Below are 17542 nucleotides of genomic sequence, written 5' to 3' on the forward strand. Positions count from 1 at the left end.
AAATGAAAATGCAAAATGAGGTAGCTATTATAACAGGTGCAGCAAGTGGGATTGGACAAGCAGTAGCGATCGAAATGGCAAAAGAAGGGGCTCGTGTTGTTTTAGTAGATTTAAATTCCTGCGAGAAAACAATTGCCTTACTAGATGGAGCGGAGTATTTGGAATGTCTAGGAGATATTAGAGATGCTGATTTTGTTAAAGCAGTGATCAATCGAACTATCGAGAAATACCATGAAATTCACGTGTTAGTTAATAATGCAGGTACCTGTAGTCGTTTAGATTTAGAAGATATGACGATTGAAATGTGGAATCGGGATATGGATACAAATTTAAAAGCGACATTCCTGTTTACACAAGCAGTTGTTTATCCTCATATGAAAGAAGGAGGATATGGACGCATAATCAACATTAGTTCAGTATCAGGGCTTAACGGTGGCGTTGTTTCAGGCGGTGAGAAAAATGGCCGTTCAGGTCCAGCCTATTCAGCATCCAAAGGCGGAGTGATCGCTTTAACAAAATGGGTAGCAAAAGAAGTTGGCAAATACGGAATTACGTGTAATTCTGTAGCGCCAGGAGCAACGTTAACGGGTATTACCGCAGGAGTGCCATATGATACGAGTCAACAAGTAATCGATCGCATGGGAGAGTCGCGTGATATTGCGAACGCAGTCATGTATTTTGCTACAAAAGAGGCGAGCTATACAACTTCACAAGTACTTAAAGTTGATGGAGGGATTAGCATTGGATAATCTTCGAATCCAAGCTGTCTTTGATGAGGCATCTCATCGAATTGCAGGTAGATTCATGAAAGATGTCGATTTGTTTGAAGGAATCAAAGAGGTCTGTCGGTATTACGATGTGGAATCTGCTCATTTTCAATGTTTTGGATCACTACAATATGCAACGTTTGTCCAAATGGAGCGTGGAGATGAAGAAGGTTCTGTTCGCTACTCTGAGAAAATTCAATCCACATCTCCAGTTGAACTATTATCTGGATCTGGATTTGTAGGCTATGGAGAAGATGGGGAACTTGATGTTCATTTTCATGGAATGATGATTGACTGCGATCGACAAATTAATGGCGGACATTTCTTGAATGGGGAAAATCCGGTAGCAGTTACGGTAGAGTATGTAATCTTTCCAATTAATGGAGTAGGTATGCAACGCGGAGTAGATCCTCACTGGGGCTTGCCTGTATTTCAATTTTCAAAAAGGAGTGTCTTATAAATGGAAACAATAGGCCAGTTAGCGGTAAAGTCGGCACATGCATACCCGGAAAAAATAGCAGTAAAAGATGATCATCGTTCATTAACGTATAAAGAGTTTTTAGCTCGTGCAAATGCATTGGCTGCATATTTTCATGCATCTGGATATAAAAAAGGAGACCGAATCGGTATTTTAATGTCTAATCGCATCGAACATATCGAATTAGACATTGCTGTTTCACTGGCTGGACTTATTAAAGTCCCGTTAAATTACCGGTTGCATCCAAAAGAACTAAAGTACATGATTCATGATTCTGATCTTAGCTTGTTAATCGGTGAAAAAGAACTGTTGGATACAATCGAAACGAGCATTCCACTTTTATATATGGGTGTAGATTTTGAAGAAACCATTGCTCAGTATGAAGGTCAGTCGTTTACTGAACAAGTGGCAGAAGATGACTTGTTTGCGATTATGTATACATCAGGTACGACAGGTAATCCAAAAGGGGTGATGTTATCACATCGCAATATTATTGCAGGGGCATTATCGTTAGCTCAAGTTTGCGAAGTCGATTATAAAGACGTAATAGGCCATGTTGCACCGCTAACTCACGGCGCAAACTTTTTAAGTCATGTAGCTTGGCTCTACGGTTTGACTCAAGTGGTTTATAACAAATTTGAGCCAGAAGAATTTTTAGATGGACTTGTCGAGGACAAAATCTCAGTCTTGTTTTTAGTACCTACCATGGTCAATTTAATGATCCAACATCCTAATTTTGATGCTTCAAAATTAGCTACAGTAAAATCGATTAATATGGCAGGATCGCCAATAGCTGCAAGTAAACTTCAAGAAGCTTTAGATAAAGCTGGGAATATTTTTGTAGAGACATATGGACAAGTAGAAGCGCCTATGTGCATTACGATGATGCCACGAAATGAAATTCATAAACGTCTAGATTCATGTGGTCGGATTGGCGTCTTTGTCGACGTGAAAATTGTAGACGATGAAAACAACGAAGTACCGCATGGCGAAGTTGGTGAAATTATTGCCAAAGGTTCACTTGTTATGCGCGGTTATTGGAATAATGAGAAGGCAACAAGCGAGACGTTAAGAGACGGATGGTTGCATACAGGAGATCTCGGAAGACGCGATGAATCAGGATACGTGTATATTGTTGATCGTAAAAAAGATGTCATCATTTCAGGTGGAGTCAATATTTATCCGCGCGAAGTAGAAGAAGTCTTGAATTTACATACGGGGGTAAAAGAAACCTGTGTCATTGGAGTTCCTGACGATAAATGGGGAGAAAACGTCGTTGCGTTTGTTGTCCCAAATGGACGAGAAGAAGTAACGGTTGAGAGTTTAATCGATTTATGTAAAGAAAATTTAGCAAGCTTCAAAAAGCCTAAAGAACTATTTATTGTTGAAGAATTGCCGAAAAGTTCTTATGGGAAAATTTTGAAACGTGAAATGAAAACAAAACATACGGAGGTGATCCAATGACGAATGTTTATGTACATGGTATTGGCATGACGAAGTTTGGTACATTAACGTCTTCATTGAAAGAATTACTATTAGAGGCAAGCGCTGAAGCTTTGATCGATGCTGGCCGTCCAAAAATAGATGCTGTATTTGTTGGTAACTTTATGGGGGGCAGTATTGCCAATCAAGAAATTTTAGGAGCTATTGTTGCAAATGAATTAGGTCTTGGCTATATTCCTTCAACAAAAGTCGAAGGTGCATGCGCTTCAGGAGGAATCGCTTTTCGTCAAGGGTTATTAGGTATCATGAGTGGAGAATACGAAACGGTATTAGTAGCCGGTGTTGAAAAGATGAAGCATGCTACTACGCCAGATGTTACGCAAGCAATCAATGCTGCAATGGATACGACGACCAATGAAAAACATGCAGGACTAACATTCCCAGGTTTCTTCGGCGTTTTAGCAAACCGATATTTCCATGAGACGGGTGCAACCAAAGAGCATTTGGCACGCGTGGCATTAAAAAATCGTCAAAATGCGGTAAATAATCCGCTCGCTCAATTCGCTAAGCCGACAACACTGGAAGAAATAATGAATGCACGTATGATTACAGATCCACTCGGTTTGTTCGATTGTTCACCAATGACCGATGGTGCATCTGCTATTGTCATTTCACGTAAAAAATCTCCGATATATGTGAAAGCATCGTCGCAAGTGTCGGGACCTACTAAAATGCAAGACGCTTCTAACTTATTATCACTACCAGCGATTGGCGAATCAGGGCGTCTTGCTTACGAAAAAGCAGGTGTAGGGCCAGAGGATATTGATGTAGTAGAAATTCATGACTGCTTCTCGATGACTGAAATCATCGCTACAGAAGAACTTGGATTTTTTAATCCATTAGAAGGGTGGAAAGCGATAGAAGAAGGGCGCACACAAGTAACGGGGGATAAGCCTGTAAACACAAGTGGTGGGTTATTATCTCGTGGTCATCCAATTGGCGCAACGGGAATCGCACAAATTTATCAATTGGTCCGTCAATTGCGAGGAAATGCAGCCAATCAACTAGAGAAAACGCCTCGACTCGCTTTGGCACAAAATTTAGGTGGCACAGGTTCGTACTCAACTGTCCACATACTAGAAAGGGTGTAAGAATGAAAATTTACTCTTGCTGTGACAAAGAATCTATTACGAAAAAGTATTTTTGTTCAGAATGTGGGAAAAACGAATTTGAAGAAAGAGAAGTGTCTGATTCAGGTACTGTCTACAGCTTTACGAAAATTCATATAGCTCCAGCGGAATTTGCGGACATCGCACCCTATAATGTGGTGCTAGTCGATTTAGATGAAGCTGATGCCAAAGTTACTACGCGGATTGAAGAAGATGTGAAAATTGGTGACAAAGTAAGCTTAGACCGAATAGAAAAGGATGCTTATATTTACAAGCGGGTTTCTTAATAAGGCAATGAAAAAAGCTTCCAACCGGTGAAATTTCACTGGTTGGAAGCTTTTTTTATGCAATTAAATTCGCGCCATTCCTCTAAATCCTCTAGCTCCGTAATACGAGTCTGCCCCATTATGGTATAAGAAAACTTGACCATAGCGGAAATCGCAGAACAAAGCACCACCACGATCTCGTACTTCTGCTGGTGTTAACACCCAACTCGATGTTTTCGAATCGAAAGTGCCAAGCTTTTGCAATGCGCGATACTGCTCTTCTGTTAGAATTTCGATCCCCATTTCAGCAGCCATAGTCATCGCATTATTATCGGGTTTGTTTTTCTTTCGTGCGTCGAGTGCTTTCTGGTCGTAACAAATGCTTCTCCGACCACTTGGGCTTTCTGCTGAACAATCATAAAAAATATATTCATCGTTCTCTTGATCGAAATTCACGACGTCTGGTTCGCCACCTGTCCGTTCCATTTCAAAAAGTGACCATAATTTGTACGGATGAGCTTCTAGCTTTTGCTGAATAGGTTCCCACTCAAGTGAGTCATGGCGTTCCATATTTTGTTCGAAGCGCTCTTTCAAACTAGTTAACAATTCTCCATATTGCTCTGTAGATAAAGCTTTTTTCTTCGTCATTTGATTAGCCTCCTTCTTCGATAATAAATACTCAGAATAATCTTACTTAATTGTGCACGGATAAAAGAATTTTAGCAAATAGATTTTAACGAAAGAGAGGTTACAAGTTTCTCGTATTTTTAAAAGACAGCCCTTGACTTTCAATTGATAACGATTATCATTATTAATTAGAAACAAATGATGAAAGAGGGATATCCATGAAAAAAGCTCCATTTTTACTATCTTCCATATTACTAAGCGCCGCATTAGCGGGTTGTGCAGAAAAAGAAGCAAGTACACAACCTGAAGAAGCTGCTGAAACGATAGATTTGCAAACTGAAGTAGATGCCTATAAAGAATTTGCAATCGAGCAAATGAATGAATTTGTATTAGAAACTGAGAAGTTCACAGAAGCTGTAAAGAGTGGCGATGTTGAAGAAGCGAAAGCTATTTACCCTCTTGCACGTATGTATTTCGAACGTTCAGAACCAATTGCGGAAAGCTTTGGTGACTTAGACCCGCGTATCGATGCACGTCTAGCAGACGTAAAAGAAGCAGGGCAAGGAGAAGAAGAGTGGTCGGGTTATCATAAAATTGAGTACGGTCTTTGGGTTGAAAATACAACACAAGGTTATGAAGAAATAGCGGACCAATTATTGATAGATACAAAAGAATTAAGAGCGCGTGTTGAAACGGTAGACGTTACACCCGACTTGATGATGACAGGTGCAGTTGACTTGTTAAATGAAGTTTCTACTTCAAAAATCACCGGTGAAGAGGAAATTTTTTCTCATACTGATTTATACGACTTCCAAGCAAACGTTGAAGGAGCAGAAAAAATCTTCCGTATTCTAGAACCAGAAATCACAGCTAAAGACGAAACATTAACAGAAATTCTTGAAACTAAATTCGATGCCTTATACACTTTGCTAGATAACTACAGAGTAGGTGAAAATGGCTTTGTATCCTATGAAGAATTAACTGCAGAAGATACGAAAAAATTGGCGACTGCAGTAAATCAGTTAGGCGAACCGCTTAGTCAAATGGGAATCATAATGGAGTGAATAAAATGACCTCAACAGATGAGAAATGGCTAGAAAAGAAAATATCTAGACGGTCCATGCTAAAAATTACGGGCGCTGGAGCAGCTGGAGTTGCTGTTCTTGCTTCGGGTATGGGCGGAGTCGCAAAAGCATTTGGATTTGATATTCTTGACGACGATCATAAAGCCGAAAACAAAGTGATGTTTTACGGAAAGCATCAACCAGGTATCACGACAGCGACAACTTCTCACGTTTACTTTGCTTCTTTAAATGTGCTCGTTGAATCACAAAGTGAGCTGCAAGACTTGTTTAAAACGTGGACGCCTTTAACTGTACGTTTGATGAACGGTGAGCAACTTGAAGAAGTTTCTCAAGGAGTATTTATGCCACCGAAAGATACTGGTGAATCATCAGGATTAGATGCTTCAAACTTAACGGTGACATTTGGAGTCGGACCTTCACTGTTTAGCAATAAAAAACTTGGATTAAGCGGTAAAAAGCCTTCAGAACTAAACGAGTTACCGCATTTTCCACAAGATCAGATCGATGAGAAATATTCTGGTGGAGATATATGCATACAAGCTTGTGCAGATGATCCACAAGTTGCTTTTCATGCGGTGCGCAATTTAGTACGTGCAGCATCAGGGAAAGTGTCATTAAAGTGGACACAAACAGGATTTACATCGACGCCTAAAGTAAAAGATAAAAAAGAAACACCTCGAAATTTATTTGCTTTTAAAGACGGAACAGTTAATCCAGACACAAAAAGTGCTTCAGACATGAAAGAAGTTGTTTGGGTGCAACCAGATGAGTCGAAAAGCTGGATGACCAATGGAACGTATTTAGTTGTCCGTAAAATTCAAATGCACTTAGAAACATGGGATCGCACTTCACTACAAGGACAAGAAGCAACTTTTGGTAGACATCGTGACAGCGGCGCACCAATCGGCAAGAAAAATGAATTTGATGAGGTAGATTTGGAGTCGAGAGATGCGACGGGTAATCCTCACATTCCAGTTGATTCACATATTGCCTTAGCACGAAAAGTAAAAGATCAGATTATGAGAAGAGGATTTTCTTATTCAAGCGGCTTGGTCGATGAAACAGGTTCATATGATGCCGGTTTATTATTTATTTCGTTCCAAAAAGATCCACAGCAATTTATCAATATCCAAAATGCAATGGGCCGTGTTGATAAGCTAAACGAATACATTACCCACCGAGGTAGCGGCGTTTTTGCTTGCTTCCCAGGGGTTCAAAAAGGGAGCTATATAGGTGAGAAACTTTTTAACACATATTAAAATTTTACTTCTTGTGCTCAGCTTATTAGTAGTACCTGCTCATACCTTCGCTTCTACTGAACAATCTTTTGGCTCTTTCTATGTATCAATTACAGATGCTATTATGAGCACACAAAATGGTAATGACTCTAATGCCGTAGATGCGATTGAAGAGTTTCAAACAGAATGGCAACAACTCAATGTTACGGAAGGGACAGAATCAGAAGCAGTTACAGAAGCTCTAAAAAATGCTTCTGACGCACCGTCTAGTAATGAGCGTTTAGCTGCTTTAACCGTATTATCAAAAGCACTGACTGCTTATGAAAAAGCCGAGAACCCTGTGGATGAAGAAGCAGGGCGTAAAGAATTTTTGCAAGCGATGGAACCTTTTGTTGCTGATTTGAAAGAGGCAGTTGAGACTGGCGATCAACAGGAAATTCAAGAAGCCTATTCTATTTTCCTTGCAGGTTGGGGGAAAAACGAGCGCGTTGTCCAAGCACAAAGTATCGCAGCGTATGGTCAAATCGAAACGCAAATGTCGTTTATGCGAATCGCTTTAGCAAATGACGATTTTGACGTTACCGCATTTAGTGAACAAACTACAGCAGTCGAACAAACCATTCAAGACTTTGGTTCAGGAAATATAAAAGAAGCTAAAACAACAAACGACTACTCGCTTGCGACCTTAGTAGGTTTGTTGGATGACAGCGAAAATGCAATTCAAAAAGAAAAATACACACAAGCCGGGGACACGTTGAAAAAGTTCATCACCATTTGGCCATCAGTTGAGGGAGATGTGCGAACAAAAAATGCGAGCTTGTACAGCGAAATTGAAGCAGAGTTACCGCTTCTTGTAAGTGAGTTAACACGTGAAAATGTCAAAGCAGATGCTGTTAGCGAAAAACTAGAATCATTCAAACAACAAATTAATTTTATTCAACAAGATACTGAATATAGCTTTTGGGACTCTGCGTTGATTTTACTGCGTGAAGGATTGGAAGCCTTGCTGATTATTTCAGCATTAGTTGCATTTTTGAAAAAAGCTGGGCAACAACATATGCAGCATTATATTTACGGAGGCGCAGCAGCAGGAATTGGCGTTAGCATCATCGCTGCGATTTTAATGTCGACATGGTTTCAATCGGGAACGATTGATGCGAGTCGTGAAGTGTTGGAAGGTTACGTAGGTCTTCTAGCTGCAGCCATGATGCTTGGAGTCGGTGTATGGCTACATAGTAAATCAACCGTCACCGCATGGAATCAATACATTTCAAAACAAATGAACCAGGCGTTATCCAATCAAAGTGTATGGGCAATGGCGTTACTTAGCTTCTTAACAGTATTTAGAGAAGGCGCAGAAACTGTTGTTTTCTATATGGGAATTGCACCAAAAATGTCGACAGCCGATTTTAGTTTAGGAATCGCTTTAGCTTTACTAATTCTCGTCGTAGCGGCCTTCTTTTTTGCTAAAGTGAGCAAAAAACTGCCTATGCATTACTTCTTTGGTGTCGCAACGGTATTTATCTATTTGCTAGCGTTTAAAATCATCGGGGCAAGTATTCACACTTTGCAATTAACCAATGTGTTGCCAACGCATATTATTGCGGATTTACCGGTCATTAACGTTATTGGGTTTTACCCATCAGTGGAAACTTTAAGTGCGCAATTCTTCTTATTAGTTCTTATAGCGGCCACGATCATTTATAAAAAGAAGCAATCTAGTACTAGTCATGTGGTAGTAGAAGGTTAAATACAAATGGAATTCCTTTGGGGATTCCATTTTTTATATTCTTTCACGTTTTTAGCTGGATTAAATTGGGTACTAATTTGTAATGAGTAAATCGATGTATGGAAGAGAATTAAACAAGAGGAGGAGTCTTATGTTCAGGTCTGCTCAAGATGTGCTTACAAATTACCAGAAAGCTGTTTATGAAAAAGATGTAGATAAATTTCTTTTGAGCTATGCAGAAGAGATTCATATCTTTGATTGCTGGGGAAAATGGGAATATAACGGAATAGCTGCATGGAAAAAAGTCGTAGTTGAATGGTTTAGTGGATTAGAAGAAGAAATGCTGCTGAAAGTCGAATTTTATGATGATTTTGTAGAAGAAAGCGGAGATCTAGCGTTTGCGCACAGTGCGGTTAGCTACACTGCCGTAGATATGACGGGGAAAGAGGTAAGAAGTATGAAAAATCGTTTCACGTTTGTTATGAAAAAAAAACAAGACTCATGGAAAATTATTCATGAACATTCATCACTACCTATAAATCCGGAAAATGAACAAGCGATTTTCGGTTGATTTTCAAGAAGAAAACCCACTAAAGAAAAAGCTATTCTTCAGTGGGTTTTTGCTTGTTATTCTTTTTCAGTTAAGAACGTAATAATCAAGAACATCAGGAACGCCAGCAATAGTATGCTGCCGCCTACGATGAAAAAGACTGTTACAAAAGTTTCATTCCAATTGAATGGATTTAAGTTATATATCCACATGCCACTAGTTAAAGTAAGAGCACCTACCATCGCAAGTATACTATGTATAGCGACTAGCTTTTTGAAGCGGATTGTATAAACACGGTAGAATATGCCCCAGGCAAACACCGAAAGCCAGCCTACAAGCAAAATATGTGCGTGCACTGGGCGTAACCCATAATCCATTTCGCCAGCCATTTTAGAACCTAGAAACGTACCAAACAATCCAAAAACGGCTGAAAACTGTATTAAACGAAGACTCCATTTTTTCTCCATAGTAAAACCTCCAACTTATATTTTCGGGTCGTGACAATACGAGAAAGCTTTTATTGTAGCTACCTACAATTATATCATTGATCATTGCTCTAGTTTTATGAACAATTGACAAATTAATGGTTTTTTTACTTACTTTGTAACATCGAATTCAATAATTTGTTCATCTGAGAGTGTTTCATAACTATTAATATCTCTAGACTCACTTAATACAACTCGGATTTTCTCTACTTTAGAAGGATCGGTTTTAATTACAACGCCAACCTCACCATCTTTGCTAACAGGACCATAGTAATCACTATCTTGAGCTTCATCGTAATCTATAAAATCTTTCCAATCATAGGCGATGTCAAACTTCTCTTGTTTACCTTCTGCGAATAAAACAACTTCATTTATGCCAGTAAAAGCAACATCTTGTTCGATCGTATTTTCTGCGGTAAACTTAATGTAAAAATAATAAAACTCATCATCTATTGGTTCGTCTGTATACATATTGTTAATATCGAATTGTTGATCTTCTGATACATTTATTGCCTTTTTAAACGACAATTCTTCCAATGTTATATTTATTGGATTTGCATCATACGTTTTATTCTCGGCGATAATTGAAACGACTTCAAAAGTTTGTTCCGGTTGTTCTACTGACGTTTCCTCGTTTGTAACCTCGGTATCTTCTTCACCAAACAAATCTTCTAATTGTGAGATGTTAGCGAAAAGTGCTTCTTCTAAATTTTCGTCGTTAACTATTTTAAATAGGCCATCTTCATCTTTTTCTAAGTTGAACTCAACTGTTCTAGTGACAAGGTCAGCGTCTTCAGCTGTAATATACTTTAGCATAATTTTTTCAGCCATTTCTTCAAGTGCTTTCTCAGTTTCAGGAGTTTCTTCTTCAAATGCATTCGCAAATGCTAGTGGCATAATTTCAGCCATAGTACTCGTCATTACAAGCCCCATATCAAGTGACGTGATTTCAGCTTTTACTACAGCTTTGTCTTCATCAACAGAAACTTCTTCGGGTTTCTTAAATTCATATTTCTTAGAAATGCTTTTAATCATCTTTATTGCAAGTTCTTCTTCTTTTTCGCTAATGTCTTCTTGAACGGTGCTTAGGCTATCGGTTCCACCTTGAACAAACTCTCCTGCTTTTTCGAAGTTATTGTTTTGTATTGCCGATAAAAAATCATCAACTGTCGAGCTTGGATTTTCAGCTCCACAGGCAGATAAAAAGGCCAAAATTATTGCACTGAACAATAACGGGGCTAATATATTTTTGTTAGTCATATGTATTACTTCCTCTCAGCGTAATTAATTGCAAATACAATAAATGTTATCACTTACTGGCTTATATTGTAAGAGTCAATAAAAAGAAAGTTAGTTAATGTAAATTTTATTGAAAGAAAGAAAAAAAAAGACTCTCCCAAGTCCAATTGGACAATAGAAAAGTCATAATGGATTTACAATTTTATCGTAATTCTTTTCGTTAATAATCTTATCAGCAGCAGCAACAAAGCGATCAATACTAATGATCCACCAACTGCTTGAACAATGCTAGAACCAATAGAGTTATGGAGAATCCACGGCACGACAGAACTGTTTATCCAGAAAAAGCTATTCAGACTTAACGCAGCAATTGCTATTGCGACAAAACCAAATCCAATCACCCAACCAAAGCGGTAATAACCAACGCCGATTAACCAACCAACTAAATAATAAGTGGTAACGTTCAAGAAAAACGTAAATGTGGCTAACAACCATCCAGATGATAAATCGAATACAGTGTCTGTGTTGGTATTGATAGGCAAGGCCGCAAAACTAGAAATCACGTGTTCAATACCAGTAATCGCTAGGGAAATGAGGGTGACCGCCAGAGCTAACGCAAAGACTGATAAAACTGTTCCGATATAAAGGTCTTTGCGAGTAATGCCTTGTTGAACAAACTGACCCATAAACCCATAGGCTGAAATAATTCCACAAACTAACAAGAAAATAGCGACAGAATAACTGGAGAAAACGAAGAATTGTTGAATGCGTGAATCGTTTATTGACACAATTACCAATCCTATTATATGAGCAATTGTAACAAAAGAGAAAAACCACAAACTCCATTTTAACTGTTCCGTAAAGAGGTCGACTGCTACTTTTGGGTAAAGTTTAACTGGTTTCATGTTAATGCGCCCCCTCTGTTAAGTGAATAAACAGATCTTGCAACGATACGGTGCCAACTTCTAAACCTTGTGCTAGTGCTGAAAGTCGATCTTCTTCACTTAAAGTACCGTAAGTCATTACCGATTTAGTACCACCAAGTTTTTGCTCATTTAAGAGTTTCATCCCGGATACAAAAAGATCGACTTGGTCTGCCGCACCTGTGATTGAAACACCTTGAGCAGAAATACTTTCGTAATCATTATCCAATAGCAAACGACCTTCATGGATAATGACGACATTGTCAAAAAGATAATCCATTTCTGAAACGAGATGAGTCGAAAGAATAAAAGTACGAGGGTGCACTGCTTGATCTGCTAAAAGTTCTTCGTAAAAAATGACGCGTGTTGGGGCATCCATGCCAAGGTAAACTTCATCGAAAATGGTAAGGGGGGTGCGACTTGCCAGTCCAATAACAACGTTTAATGCGGCTTGCATACCTTTAGACAACTTATTTATTGGCTTATCTAATGGTAGCTTAAAGCGGTTTAGTAAACGATAGGCATAGTCCTTGTCAAAATTCGGGCGATAGCGCTCTGAAAACTTCAACATCACTGGGATATTTTCGTATTCTTCTTCATAGTTTTTCGTATAGATAAAAGAAACTTGTTGCATTTTATCTGCGTTTTCGAAGACAGCTTCGCCGTCGACTTCTACTTGTCCATGTGTCGGTTCACGGAATGCTGCTAGTAAGGATAGAAGGACTGTTTTGCCGGCTCCATTGCGTCCAATAAGCCCGTATATTTTACCAGTTTCAAATGTTAGCGAAATATCTTTTAACGCTTCTGATTTTCGGAACTTTACTGTGACATTTCTCAATTTACCTTCGGCAGCCATCAAACTTCACGTCCTTTCGTGTTTTTTATCAGTCTAATGATTTCAGTTTGTGTAATACCAAGCTTAATTGCTTCTTGAACAAGAGCTTTAACGTAATTATCAACAAATGCCTCTTTCCGTAGGACCATTAAAGTTTGTTTAGCACCTTGTGCGACAAACATGCCAATGCCTCTTTTCTTAAACAAAATACCTTCATCTACCAACTGGTTAATCCCTTTGGAAACGGTAGCATGATTGATTTTATAAAAGCTGACAAGTTGATTGGTGGAGGGGGCTTGATCGCCTTCTTTTAATTGATCATTGACAATTTGATCTTCAATTAATTCGCGAACTTGTAAAAAAATCGGCTTACTTGAGTCAAATGCATTACTCACTAAAAACACCTCCTTACATTATAAAAGCGGTATGGTTATATACTATTGTATATAACCATACCGCTCTAAAGGTCTATTGTCAAATTATTATTATAATTTTCAGAAAAATAACAGATCTCATAAAATGAATGATTAACTTCATGAGGTTAGAAAAGAAAAAAATTAATGACAAGAAAAAAAGAAATATACTATTCAATCTTATCCGCAAGCTTTTCTTTGCTCATCCAAAATGCCGTTAAAAGTGCAAAAAAAGCAGGAATGATAGCCCAAAAGAAAGTGCTTGATATTGAAGAAGATAAAGCAGCTATCAATTGATCTGTAATTTCGGTAGGAATGTTTGCACGTCCTTCAGGAGAAAGTAGCGCGCGCGAGTCTCCTGAGAACTGAGATGCCTCAGCACCAAAGCTTTCCGTTAACTTACGCGTGAACAACTGACTTTGAATAATTCCAAAAACCGTAATGCCGATTGTCATACCAAAAGTACGCAAGAAGCTGACTGTAGAAGTTGCTGCTCCACGCTTTCGAATAGAAAATGGATGTATTGCGGCTGAAGGGATGACCGAGAACGATGCACCAATACCGAGTCCGACGAGAATCATAAATACGATAACCATAAATTTAGACGTATCAACAGACAATGTTGCGAGTAAAATCATTCCAACTGTTAATAAAGCGAGAGTTGGAATCAGGAACGATCGATAGTTAAACTTAGTCATTAAAGCGCCACCGATTGAAGCACTGACAACTGACCCAACCATCATTGGAAGTAGAACAAATCCGGCATTCGTCGCGTTGCCACCTTGAACACCTTGAATATAGAAAGGAATATAAACAGAAGCCGTAATAAATGCGGCTCCGCTAAAAATCGAAATGAGTCCGCTTGTTGCAAATAGCCGTTCTTTAAACATACTAAAGTCGATGACAGGCTCTGCCGCACGACGCTCAGCAATGATAAAGACGATTGTAAGCACTGCAAAGCTAGCGAATAAGCTAAAGCTTTGAGGAGATACCCAAGCAAACTCTTTGCCACCGAGTTCAACTGCGAACATCAGAGAGACTACCGCACCAACTAAAGTAAACGCACCAAGCCAGTCGATTTTTTGCTTAGTATGTTCGAGAGATTCTTTGTAGAAAAATGCAACCATGATAAAAGCAATTAGACCGAGTGGGATATTAATATAAAAAACCCAATTCCAATTAATATATTCTGTAATATATGCGCCAAGTAATGGTCCAAAGACACTCGAAATCCCAAATACCGCACCAAACATGCCACTCATTTTACCTCGGTGCTTTAAGGGCACAACATCAAACATGATAGTAAAAGCAATTGGCATTAACGCACCGCCACCGATGCCTTGAATGGCGCGGTAAAGGATTAGTTCATTGATCGTGTCGGCAGTACCACAGAGAACCGAACCAAACATGAAAACGATCAAACCAAAAATGAAAAACCGCTTACGTCCGTACATATCAGACAGTTTACCAAAAATTGGCATCCCTGCCATTTGCGCTACTAAATAAGCAGAGGTTACCCAGACAAATTTATCTACTCCTCCAAGCTCTCCAACAATTGATGGAAGAGCTGTCGTGACAATTGTATTGTCCATTGCCGCTACTAAAATTGCCAGTAGCAATCCGCCAATGACTACTTTCATATTGCTTTCTCTTTTGTTATACATCATATTTCGCCCCTCGCTCTTTTAAACTGATGAAAAGATATACATAGCATAATCCTTTCTGTATTCGAAACACAAATTCGAATAGCAAAAAAGTGAAAAGCAAAGTTTCGATGAAAATGTCGATGAATTAGAGGTAACGTAAAATCATTGATAGCATTTATCGAGGAATAATGAATGATTCAATAAAAAAACTATTCAGACTAGTTCGTTATTTTCGTTTACAAATACTGTTTTCTGTATTACAGTGACAATAAGAAGGGACCAGAAGTGAAGACTTTTATTCCACACGACTAGTTCTAAATGTTGGATAGCTATGCTGCCTAGTCTGGCAAAGTTTTCTTTTTGAATTTTTGCCGTAGATAAAAGCCAGTTCACCCAGACAAGCAGTTTTGCTGTTGTCTGTTTGAACTGGCTTTTTTGCACGATGTTTGTATGAATCGGGAAAAACTAACTAGTAATCATAAAAAAGGGGCGATGGATCATGGATTTTTCATTTACCGAAGAGCAAGAGATGTTGCGGCATACAACACGTGGATTTGTGGACAAAGAAATACTACCGTTTATCGAAGAATGGGATCGTACCGGTAAATCAGATCCTGCTATTTACAAGAAACTCGCAGACTTAGGTTTGATGGGTGTTTGCATACCTGAAGAATATGGTGGCGGTGGCATGGATTATAATTCGCTGGCAATTGTTTGTGAAGAACTTGAACGCGGGGACACAGCATTTCGCACAGCGGTTTCAGTTCATACGGGCTTGAACAGCTTGACCATTCTGCAATGGGGGACAGAAGAACAAAAGCAGCGATATTTAATCCCACAAGCAAAAGGAGAGAAAGTCGGAGCTTTTGGGTTGACCGAACCAAGCGCTGGGTCAGATGTAGTAGCGATGAAATCGACGGCTTTAAAACAAGGCGATCATTATTTACTAAACGGACAGAAGACGTGGATTTCACTATGTGATGTGGCAGATCATTTTATCGTATTTGCTTATACTGGAGACCAAGCAGAAAAGCACAAGGCGATTTCTGCATTTATTGTCGAGCGTACATGGAATGGATTTTCTTCTAAAGCGATTAAAGGCAAACACGGAATTCGTGCAGGCAATACCGGTGAACTATTTTTTGAAGATGTCAAAATACCGAAAGAAAACTTGTTAGGAAAAGAAGGCGAAGGATTTAAAATTGCGATGGCTGCTCTTGATAATGGACGATTTACCGTGGCAGCTGGGGCGGTAGGGCAAATCATGGCATGCTTAGAAGCGAGTGTCAGTTACTGCCGACAACGCCAAACATTCGGCCAAGAGATTGGGCGTCATCAATTGGTACAACAAATGATTGCCAACATGGAAGCTGGCTTTCAAATGAGTCGCCTACTTGTTTATCGTGCAGGAGAGCTAAAGAATAAAGGAAAGCGCAATACACGAGAAACTTCTTTGGCGAAATGGCAAGCTTGTGATTTTGCTTATAAAGCTGCAGATGATGCTTTCCAAATTCACGGAGCCTATGGCTATTCAGACGAATATCCAGTAAGCCGCTACTTACGTAACTCGAAAGCTCCGGTGATTTATGAAGGCACGCGTGAAATTCATACGATTATGCAAGCAGAATATGTTTTAGGATATAAAGAAGATAAAGCTTTATCACACACATTGCCAGCTTGGGAACAGCAAAGCGGTATAAGTGAATAATTCAATTTAAAATTACCCGAATCTTCTATTTTTATAGAGTACTATAGAAACAATGGTTTATACTAAAAGAGAGAGATTTTTTTATATTGCAAATGCAACAGCGAACAATGTGAACGGATTGAGAGATTAGTTTTTATAGGTAAAGGGTAATCTTTCAGTAGGTAAGAGAAACTGCTTAGTTGTAACAAAAAACCACAAAAAGAGGAGAATGAAGATGGAAATTTTAAAACGATTTAAAGATATTATGACGAGCAATATTCATGCGCTATTAGACAAAGCTGAAGATCCGGAAAAAATGATCGATCAATATTTGCGTGATTTGAATAGCGACTTAGGCAAGGTGAAATCAGAAACAGCTGCGATTATGGCGGCTGAAAAACGAGAACGCCGTGAACTGAGTGAAGTTGAAAAAGAAATTGACGACATGCAGCGCTATGCTGTAAAAGCATTAGAAGCAGGAAATGAAGAAGATGCTCGTAAGTTTTTGCAACGTAAAGCGGAGCTTTCTGAAAAATTAACAGATAAAAAGACGGCTGTAGAACTAGCAGCTGCCAATACGCAACAAATGCGCCAAATGCATGACAAGCTAGAATCGGATATCGGCGAACTAGAATCTCGTCGCTCTGAACTAAAAGGTAAAGCTGCTGTAGCAAAAACACAAAAACGAATGAACGATTTTGCTTCGTCAGTCGATGGAGCAGGTGAGCGAATTTCTGCTTTTGACAAAATGGAACAAAAAATCAACCAAGAGCTTGATAGAGCAAATGCAATGTCGGAACTAAATAAAAGTTCAGGAACTGATATTAAAGATTTGGCATCAAAATATGATGGTGACGCATCTGTTGATAATGAGCTAGAGTCGCTAAAAGCTGGCATCAATGTAGACGATGAATTAGCAGCATTAAAAACTCAATTAGGCAAAGACAAATGAGAATAGGTAG

Annotated in this window: 18 protein-coding genes; 11 read left to right on the plus strand and 7 right to left on the minus strand. The window is 39.0% G+C overall.

The window, feature by feature from the left end:
• Positions 1 to 2: 2 nt before the first annotated feature.
• From PLANO_RS03190 to PLANO_RS03210, 5 genes are read left to right on the plus strand one after another with little or no spacing between them, the layout of a single operon-like run.
• Positions 3 to 749: an SDR family NAD(P)-dependent oxidoreductase gene (locus PLANO_RS03190; RefSeq protein ID WP_038702940.1), complete on the plus strand. Its 747-nt coding sequence runs from the start codon at positions 3 to 5 to the stop codon at positions 747 to 749.
• Positions 742 to 1227, plus strand: a complete 486-nt coding sequence (locus PLANO_RS03195; protein ID WP_038702942.1) for a PPC domain-containing DNA-binding protein — start codon at positions 742 to 744, stop codon at positions 1225 to 1227. The genes PLANO_RS03190 and PLANO_RS03195 overlap by 8 nt, the downstream gene beginning before the upstream one ends.
• Complete coding sequence (locus tag PLANO_RS03200) at positions 1228 to 2709, plus strand: class I adenylate-forming enzyme family protein (protein WP_038702944.1); 1482 nt, start codon at positions 1228 to 1230, stop codon at positions 2707 to 2709.
• On the plus strand, positions 2706 to 3839 hold the full coding sequence (locus PLANO_RS03205; protein ID WP_038702946.1) for a thiolase C-terminal domain-containing protein: 1134 nt from the start codon (positions 2706 to 2708) through the stop codon (positions 3837 to 3839). The genes PLANO_RS03200 and PLANO_RS03205 overlap by 4 nt, the downstream gene beginning before the upstream one ends.
• 2 nt (positions 3840 to 3841) lie before the next feature.
• Positions 3842 to 4144 (plus strand): Zn-ribbon domain-containing OB-fold protein, encoded by a 303-nt coding sequence (locus PLANO_RS03210; protein ID WP_038702948.1) that lies wholly within the window; start codon positions 3842 to 3844, stop codon positions 4142 to 4144.
• Positions 4145 to 4207: 63 nt separating this feature from the next.
• Here PLANO_RS03210 and PLANO_RS03215 read toward each other — a convergent pair whose 3' ends face one another.
• Complete coding sequence (locus PLANO_RS03215) at positions 4208 to 4771, minus strand: DUF4256 domain-containing protein (RefSeq protein WP_038702950.1); 564 nt, start codon at positions 4769 to 4771, stop codon at positions 4208 to 4210.
• Between the two features lie 197 nt (positions 4772 to 4968).
• On the opposite strand from PLANO_RS03215, the gene efeO reads away from it, so the two are divergent.
• From efeO to PLANO_RS03235, 4 genes are all read left to right on the plus strand, one after another.
• Positions 4969 to 5814 (plus strand): iron uptake system protein EfeO, encoded by an 846-nt coding sequence (gene efeO / locus PLANO_RS03220; RefSeq protein ID WP_081976621.1) that lies wholly within the window; start codon positions 4969 to 4971, stop codon positions 5812 to 5814.
• Between the two features lie 5 nt (positions 5815 to 5819).
• Positions 5820 to 7094: an iron uptake transporter deferrochelatase/peroxidase subunit gene (gene efeB / locus PLANO_RS03225; protein ID WP_038702952.1), complete on the plus strand. Its 1275-nt coding sequence runs from the start codon at positions 5820 to 5822 to the stop codon at positions 7092 to 7094.
• Positions 7069 to 8823, plus strand: coding sequence for an FTR1 family iron permease (locus PLANO_RS03230; protein WP_038702954.1), 1755 nt, complete (start codon positions 7069 to 7071; stop codon positions 8821 to 8823). Before efeB ends, PLANO_RS03230 begins: the two co-directional genes overlap by 26 nt.
• Before the next feature lie 130 nt (positions 8824 to 8953).
• Complete coding sequence (locus PLANO_RS03235; RefSeq protein ID WP_038702956.1) at positions 8954 to 9373, plus strand: YybH family protein; 420 nt, start codon at positions 8954 to 8956, stop codon at positions 9371 to 9373.
• A gap of 56 nt (positions 9374 to 9429) precedes the next feature.
• Here the strand turns inward: PLANO_RS03235 and PLANO_RS03240 are convergent, their stop codons facing one another.
• The 6 genes from PLANO_RS03240 to PLANO_RS03265 all read right to left on the minus strand — a co-directional run bounded on the left by PLANO_RS03240 (position 9430) and on the right by PLANO_RS03265 (position 14911).
• Complete coding sequence (locus PLANO_RS03240) at positions 9430 to 9819, minus strand: hypothetical protein (protein WP_038702958.1); 390 nt, start codon at positions 9817 to 9819, stop codon at positions 9430 to 9432.
• A 129-nt stretch (positions 9820 to 9948) separates the two neighbouring features.
• A complete protein-coding gene (locus PLANO_RS15665) occupies positions 9949 to 11097 on the minus strand; it encodes a DUF4878 domain-containing protein (protein WP_052124278.1) in 1149 nt (382 codons plus the stop codon).
• 173 nt (positions 11098 to 11270) lie between these two features.
• Positions 11271 to 11981, minus strand: a complete 711-nt coding sequence (locus PLANO_RS03250; RefSeq protein WP_038702960.1) for a hypothetical protein — start codon at positions 11979 to 11981, stop codon at positions 11271 to 11273.
• 1 nt (position 11982) lies between these two features.
• Positions 11983 to 12855, minus strand: a complete 873-nt coding sequence (locus PLANO_RS03255; RefSeq protein WP_038702962.1) for an ATP-binding cassette domain-containing protein — start codon at positions 12853 to 12855, stop codon at positions 11983 to 11985.
• On the minus strand, positions 12855 to 13229 hold the full coding sequence (locus PLANO_RS03260; protein WP_038702964.1) for a GntR family transcriptional regulator: 375 nt from the start codon (positions 13227 to 13229) through the stop codon (positions 12855 to 12857). Before PLANO_RS03260 ends, PLANO_RS03255 begins: the two co-directional genes overlap by 1 nt.
• Before the next feature lie 188 nt (positions 13230 to 13417).
• Positions 13418 to 14911 carry an MDR family MFS transporter gene (locus tag PLANO_RS03265; RefSeq protein WP_038702966.1) on the minus strand — a complete coding sequence of 498 codons (1494 nt, stop codon included), beginning with the start codon at positions 14909 to 14911 and terminating at the stop codon, positions 13418 to 13420.
• Positions 14912 to 15392: 481 nt separating this feature from the next.
• Here PLANO_RS03265 and PLANO_RS03270 point away from each other — a divergent pair, with 481 nt between their 5' ends.
• Positions 15393 to 16601 (plus strand): acyl-CoA dehydrogenase family protein, encoded by a 1209-nt coding sequence (locus PLANO_RS03270; RefSeq protein WP_038702968.1) that lies wholly within the window; start codon positions 15393 to 15395, stop codon positions 16599 to 16601.
• A 214-nt stretch (positions 16602 to 16815) separates the two neighbouring features.
• A complete protein-coding gene (locus PLANO_RS03275; RefSeq protein WP_038702970.1) occupies positions 16816 to 17532 on the plus strand; it encodes a PspA/IM30 family protein in 717 nt (238 codons plus the stop codon).
• Positions 17533 to 17542 lie beyond the last annotated feature (10 nt).

This window comes from Planococcus sp. PAMC 21323 (assembly GCF_000785555.1).
GTDB lineage: Bacteria > Bacillota > Bacilli > Bacillales_A > Planococcaceae > Planococcus.

Excerpts from the sequence above, each read along its gene's own strand:
- PLANO_RS03210 (WP_038702948.1), top strand. The coding sequence starts at position 3,842 with ATGAAAATTTACTCTTGCTGTGACAAAGAATCTATTACGAAAAAGTAT.
- PLANO_RS03200 (WP_038702944.1), top strand. The coding sequence starts at position 1,228 with ATGGAAACAATAGGCCAGTTAGCGGTAAAGTCGGCACATGCATACCCG.
- PLANO_RS03215 (WP_038702950.1), bottom strand. The coding sequence starts at position 4,771 with ATGACGAAGAAAAAAGCTTTATCTACAGAGCAATATGGAGAATTGTTA.
- PLANO_RS03250 (WP_038702960.1), bottom strand. The coding sequence starts at position 11,981 with ATGAAACCAGTTAAACTTTACCCAAAAGTAGCAGTCGACCTCTTTACG.
- PLANO_RS03190 (WP_038702940.1), top strand. The coding sequence starts at position 3 with ATGAAAATGCAAAATGAGGTAGCTATTATAACAGGTGCAGCAAGTGGG.
- PLANO_RS15665 (WP_052124278.1), bottom strand. The coding sequence starts at position 11,097 with ATGACTAACAAAAATATATTAGCCCCGTTATTGTTCAGTGCAATAATT.
- PLANO_RS03255 (WP_038702962.1), bottom strand. The coding sequence starts at position 12,855 with ATGGCTGCCGAAGGTAAATTGAGAAATGTCACAGTAAAGTTCCGAAAA.
- PLANO_RS03275 (WP_038702970.1), top strand. The coding sequence starts at position 16,816 with ATGGAAATTTTAAAACGATTTAAAGATATTATGACGAGCAATATTCAT.
- efeO (WP_081976621.1), top strand. The coding sequence starts at position 4,969 with ATGAAAAAAGCTCCATTTTTACTATCTTCCATATTACTAAGCGCCGCA.
- PLANO_RS03205 (WP_038702946.1), top strand. The coding sequence starts at position 2,706 with ATGACGAATGTTTATGTACATGGTATTGGCATGACGAAGTTTGGTACA.
- PLANO_RS03235 (WP_038702956.1), top strand. The coding sequence starts at position 8,954 with ATGTTCAGGTCTGCTCAAGATGTGCTTACAAATTACCAGAAAGCTGTT.
- PLANO_RS03240 (WP_038702958.1), bottom strand. The coding sequence starts at position 9,819 with ATGGAGAAAAAATGGAGTCTTCGTTTAATACAGTTTTCAGCCGTTTTT.
- PLANO_RS03270 (WP_038702968.1), top strand. The coding sequence starts at position 15,393 with ATGGATTTTTCATTTACCGAAGAGCAAGAGATGTTGCGGCATACAACA.
- PLANO_RS03265 (WP_038702966.1), bottom strand. The coding sequence starts at position 14,911 with ATGTATAACAAAAGAGAAAGCAATATGAAAGTAGTCATTGGCGGATTG.
- efeB (WP_038702952.1), top strand. The coding sequence starts at position 5,820 with ATGACCTCAACAGATGAGAAATGGCTAGAAAAGAAAATATCTAGACGG.